General features: G+C 68.6%; 4 protein-coding genes. 3 read left to right on the plus strand and 1 reads right to left on the minus strand.

The genetic code is table 11. From position 1 onward, the window contains the following. Positions 1-717 precede the first annotated feature (717 nt). A complete protein-coding gene (locus ACFU53_RS46535; RefSeq protein ID WP_384006310.1) occupies positions 718-1,494 on the plus strand; it encodes a GntR family transcriptional regulator in 777 nt (258 codons plus the stop codon). Positions 1,495-1,508: 14 nt separating this feature from the next. Continuing rightward, a complete protein-coding gene (locus ACFU53_RS46540) occupies positions 1,509-2,057 on the plus strand; it encodes a UTRA domain-containing protein (RefSeq protein WP_384006312.1) in 549 nt (182 codons plus the stop codon). Positions 2,058-2,567: 510 nt separating this feature from the next. On the opposite strand, the gene ACFU53_RS46545 is transcribed toward ACFU53_RS46540, so the two are convergent. Then, on the minus strand, positions 2,568-3,998 hold the full coding sequence (locus ACFU53_RS46545; RefSeq protein WP_384006314.1) for a helix-turn-helix domain-containing protein: 1,431 nt from the start codon (positions 3,996-3,998) through the stop codon (positions 2,568-2,570). 215 nt (positions 3,999-4,213) lie between these two features. Between ACFU53_RS46545 and ACFU53_RS46550 the strand changes: the two genes are divergently transcribed. Continuing rightward, entirely contained in the window at positions 4,214-4,714 is a 501-nt protein-coding gene (locus ACFU53_RS46550) for a hypothetical protein (protein ID WP_384006316.1), read from the plus strand. Positions 4,715-4,958 lie beyond the last annotated feature (244 nt).

Consider the following 4,958-nt stretch of genomic DNA (forward strand, 5'->3'; position numbering starts at 1 on the left):
CGCCCCGCCCGTACGACCAGCACGCGAAGCGCGGTCGGACGGGCGGGGGAGGCAGCCGGCCACGGCGCCCGAAGCGCCGTGAACCAGAGCGGACCGAACTACCGTGCGGCGCCGTCGGCCGGTCCGTACCGGCGGCGCTGGATATGTCGTCGGTTCACACCGACCTCCCGCAGATCGCAGGGACACGGCTTTCGCCGGTCTGCCGTTGCGGCGTCAGACCGGCCCCGAGCCGGGGAATCGGGCGCGTCATCGTCACTGCTCTGACGCCAGCAGGGCGGCGCGTGTCAGGTAGTACACCTGGGGCTGACCTCCAGAAATGGAGGGATGATCCCCAGGGCGGTTCTCCAGTGCTGACACGCGGGGAAGTGGCCGCCGGCGAACGTCACCCGGTCGCCACGGGGACGGGGACTCACACCCCATCGATCTAGACACCCTGTTGAGTTCTCAACGAACGACCAGCTCAGGGCCCCACCTGCACGAGCTATCCCGAACCGACAAGCCATGGAGGCAGCCCAAATAAGGGCCTCTTCCGGCGTTCCGCTGAACTAGTTCTGCGGTGCGCTGTGACGATTAAGGCACGCTCTGGAGTGGGTGTCAACAGAACTAGTTCAGAGTCCTCGGGAACTCGTTTGCCGACCGCGCTGCGGTCCCGGCTATCCTTCTAGGACTAGTTCTGCAAGACTGGGGCTCACGAGCCACACAGTGAGGGAGTCATACGTGGAGGAGACCAAGGGGCCGAAGGTTCAGCGGCTTGCCGCTGAGCTTCGGGCGAAGATCCAGCAGGGGGTGTATGCCCCCGGTTCAGCGCTGCCCAAGGTCCGGGAACTTCAGGAATCCGAAGGCGTCGCCTACCAGACCGCACGCGATGTCTACCGAGTGCTGGAAGACGAAGGTTTGATCATTTCCCGCAGGGGTGAGGGCACCTTCGTGTCTCCGATCCTCGGGAAGATCCACCGGGACGGGACCGGCCGCTACATCAAGTCGGCGCGCGAGGAAGCTGGCGCGCGTGGCGCGTTCGCGGCTGAGATTGCTCGGCTGGGCATGACATCGAGCGCGACAACCGAGATCAGCCGAGACCGGCCGCCGAAGCGGGTTGCCCAGATTCTCGGCATTCACCACGCAGCGAAGGCGCTCGTCAGGGCGCGGGTCATGCGTGCTGACGCCACCGTCGTGCAGGTAGCGACTTCGTACTTCCCTGGTGACGTGGCGTTCGGGACGCAGTTGGAGCAGCAGGACACCGGCGATGGCGGAAGCAAATCCCGTCTCGCCGAACTCGGCTACCAGCAGACGCGCATCCGGGAGTCCATCGACGTACGCCCCCCGAGCAAGGATGAAGCCGAATCGCTCGGCATCTCAGTCGACAGGTTGGTCTACGAGATCACCCATGTCGGCCTGACCGAGAGCGGCAGGGCCGTGGAAGTCTGCGTGCACGTTATGCCCATCACCCTGTGGTCACTCAGCTATGAGTGGCCCATCGATCTGCCCGCCGTCTGAGAGGAAAGACCGAAGTGAGCACCAACACCGCCATCGTCCGAGACGCCACGGAGCGCTACCGCACTGCGCGACGGGAGAGCGGCGAAAGCCGTGGGGCGTTCGAGACCGAGATCAAGCGACTGGGTGGGACGCCCCGTGTGGAAACCGCGATCCGTCGCGACACGGCGCCTGCTCACGTTGCTGAGCTTCTCGGCATCGAGACCTCTGACCAGACCGTGATCCGCGCCCGGCACATGTACGACGGTGACCGCCTGGTGCAGCTTGCCGACTCGTACGTCCCCGTGGACGTAGCGGAAGCGGCCGGCGTGGAGAACCCCGACCCCGGACTCGGCGGCATCATCAGCCGGATGCGCGACGCCGGATTCGAGCAGACCGAAGCGATCGAGGAAGTCACGCAGTACGCGGCGACCTCGGTTGAGGCGGATGCGTTCGGGGTCGAGGTCGGCAGCAACCTGCTTCAGATCACGCACACCGGCTACACCAAGACCGGCCGTGCGGTTGAGGTCACCGTGCACCGACCGGGCCCCGGCTGGGTCCTCCGCTACAGCCCGCCCATCAGCTAACCCACGCGCATTCCGACGGCCCGCACGAACAGTGCGGGCCGTCGCGTTTTCCGGGGGCTGTGGGCCATGTGTGGGCCAGCGTCGCGAAGCGGGAACTGGACCGGTGCTCCCGTGCAGGTCAGAAGGGGTTTCGCTCCTGATTCCACGACGCTCTTGAAAACCGTCGTCGCAGCGATGTGACCGTGGGTTCAAATCCCACACCCACCGCATGTGAACGGCCCCTGACCAGGTAAATCGGTCGGGGGCCGTTGTGTTGGGTCTGCCGGTGAGTGGCCGCTGCTCCCCGTGGTTCCCCGCTTGATCGGGCACGGCGGGCCACGGTTACCCATGGCAACGCACCCCAGGGCCCCGCCGAACGGACACTCCTGAACTTGGCGGGGCCCATCCGGCCGTCTCAGTTTCCGTCTCATTCACCCCTCTGCACCCTCACAGCATCCCCAGCGGCGGCACCGCGGCCGTGAACGTTGCCTGCCCTGTAAGGGTGGTGGCCTGGTGTGCCGTTGACCCCCCTCAGCTCGCGAGAGGGGTCCAGCCGCGGTGCGCGTACCAGTAGTGCGGCAGGCCCTTGGTGCCGCTGGTGCGGAACGGGAGGCCGTGGTCGTCGATGCGCTCGGTCCCGGTACGGCCCTGCGAGGACCAGTCGAGCTCCAGGTACCAGCGGCAGTCGCAGTCGACGGTCCGGGCGTCGACCATCAGCACCTCGGGATCCTTCGCGGACACCCGGTAGGGCATGCGCATCGCCGGGGTGCTCGTGCTCGTTCCGTCCTCACCGCCCTGGACCGACCGGGCGATCGGCCGGTCCATGTCCAGATCCACGGCGAACGAGCGGGGGTCCATGTCACCGCCGCAGCCCTGGCCCGTGAAATAGACGGTGCCCTTCACCGGGGCGGCCCGTCCCACGACGCGGACCCGTAGCGCCTCCAGGACGACGGCCGCGTCCGTCCGTCCCTGCACGGAGATGTCCACGAGTGTCTGGCCGCCATGTACCGCGTCCTGTGTACGCGCCCACGGGGTGGCGTCCTGCGGGGCCGGGGGAGGCGGCACCTGCTGGGGCGCCTTGTCGATGATGTAGTTGTGATTGCAACCGGACTCCCAGAGCTGGGAGTCCACGGTCCAGGTGAGGGGCGGGACGTCGGGAACGGCCGTGGCGGAGGGGCTCATGGACGGGCTCGACGAGCGGTCGCCCGCGGCGGGTGCCTTCGGCGAGGGCGTGCCGGGCGGCCGGCTGCGCGTGGTGGAGGCGGGTGCGGACGGTGACGGGGATCCGTGCCGTGCGCCCGAGGTCGTCGTGCCGGACACCTGGTCGTCGCTGTTGGCCGAGGAGCGCCCGGACGGCAGGGCGGACAGGCTGCCCAGGGTGGCGATCAGCGCGGTCACGAGAGCCGCGGTGACCGCGATGCGGTTTCTGTACCAGGACTTTCGCGAGGCGGGGCGCGACGCTGCGTCGTGCTCGCGCGACGAGCCGGGGAGGCTTTCCGCGGGGGTCTCCCGGGGACCTGGCAAGGGGCTGGGCGCGGCTTCGGGCACGGAGTCGGCGGCCGTCGCGGAAACGGAGTCGACGGCCACCGCAGACACGAGTTCAGCCGCTCCATCGGCCACGGGGCCCTCGCTGCCCGCCGAGAGGGCCCTGGCGACTTCCGGTACGGACCCGGTCGCCGTCCGGGACCGTTGTCTTGCCGCTACTGCCAGGACCCACCGCCGGTGCAGGTCGATCCGTTCGGCCGGACTGGCCCCGCACATCGCGGCGAACCGTTCCACGGGTGCGAAGCCGAGCGGCACGGCGTCACCCGCGCAGTACCGGTGCAGCGTCGAGGCGTTCATGTTCAGGCGCCGCGCGAGTGCCGCGTAGCTGCGGTCCGTGCGGCTCTTCAGACGCCGCAGCAGCGCCGCGAACTCCTCCACCTCGTCCTGGGACGACACCGGTTCCCCCCCGCCTCGCATCCCAGGACGGTATCCCAGGCACTCCCCATAAGGAGAGGTCAGATGGCCTGGGACGGTTCCACCGTTGCGGGTGGGGCGCCGTCCGTTGTGCCCGGACCGTGGGGCCGCCGATGCTCTTGGTGTCGCCGGAGCCGCCTCCACGCCACCGGGGCGAGGGGGCCGCCCCGCACACAGCGACGCACTTCCGGACCCATCGAAATCGGGGAAGCACACTGATGAACAGCAACACGACCGACCGCAAGCACGGCCGCCGCACCGCTCTGATCGCCGGCCTCGTCGCCGCCGTAGCCCTGCCGCTGGGTCTCACCGCCTCGGCACAGGCGTCCACGGGAGGGACGACGGCGAGCACCGTCGCGCAGCGGACGATCAGCGGCAAGTCGTCGGACGACGTGACCCGGGTCGCCGACTTCTACGGCGCCTACATCGACGCCCAGCTCGACGCGGACAACGGCAGGCTGACCACCGAACTCCGCGAGTTCTACGTCCGGGCCGACTACCTCCGTGAGGTGGCGAAGTGGGAGGACCGCAACGGGGCGGACGGCATCCTGCGAGCCCAGAACGTCCCGCTGAAGTGGACGGTCAAGAACAACGGCACCGCCGGCCGGGTCGGCATCACCCTCACCTGGGGTCAGGGGGTCACCACCAAGCTCGTCGTCGACCTGGACCGCAACCACAAGATCACCCGCATCGGCACCCCGCGCGCCGGCGGCAAGTGACCGCATCCGTCCTCCGCAGCCGGGCACGCGCACCGCATGCCCGGCCTTCCCGGTCCTCCGGCCTTCCCGGTCCTCCGGTTCTCCGGCCTTCCCGGTCCTCAGAAGCTCTCGTTCCTCACGCTCGAAGGGTTTCGCTGGAGCGTCTTAGCCCTTAGACCGACCGGCAATAGGCGGCTGCTGTAGGCCCAGCCGGCGGGGTCGATGCAGTGCGGGCACGGGTCCACGTGATCATGGAGTTCTCTAC

Origin of the sequence: Streptomyces sp. NPDC057474 (genome assembly GCF_042802555.1) — a bacterium.
In the GTDB taxonomy this organism is placed as follows: Bacteria; Actinomycetota; Actinomycetes; order Streptomycetales; family Streptomycetaceae; genus Streptomyces.